The organism is Winogradskyella pelagia, from assembly GCF_017581965.1.
Taxonomy (GTDB): Bacteria; Bacteroidota; Bacteroidia; order Flavobacteriales; family Flavobacteriaceae; genus Winogradskyella; species Winogradskyella pelagia.
The window spans coordinates 1-491 of sequence record NZ_JAGEVF010000050.1; the positions used below are offsets into that span (position 1 = coordinate 1).

Here is a 491-nt window from a genome sequence, read left to right on the forward strand (position 1 = left end):
TCTTGGTGGGTGTTAAAGGGTACTGCAGGTATAGGGTCTGGGAGATCTGGCTCAGCAGGTGGGTTGTCATTGTCAGGGTCTGCACCGCCACCGTTTGTTCCGCCTGTTGTAGTGCCTGCGCCATCAGGGGTTCCGTCAATATAGGTATCGCAGCCCGTAAGCACCCAACCTCCAGAACAATCAGTTTGCCAATCCGAGTTATTACCAACTTCTCCAGTACAACCAGGTTGGACTATGCCATTTGAGCCTAAAAGATGTTCTCCACCTTTGGTACAAACACTCCAGCAATTGCCTCCTGTTGCGCTCCAAGACCATATCTCGGCATTTGGGTCGCTGCACTGGCTCCTAAAGAGCAGGCTCTCATCATTTATAACAGATGCCGTGGCCTGGTCTATATCATAGACATAATCGCCATCTTCTAAAACTTTTGGATACGTTACCAATAGCTGTTTGTAATTGCCGTCCGGGAACATGGTAAGGATATAATTTTT

At 48.3% G+C, this 491-nt stretch carries 1 protein-coding gene; it reads right to left on the minus strand.

Annotation, left to right across the window (positions count from 1 at the left end; all coding sequences use genetic code 11):
• The coding region (locus tag J4050_RS15210) for a hypothetical protein (RefSeq protein WP_208155467.1) at nucleotides 1-491 on the minus strand (491 nt) is incomplete at both ends.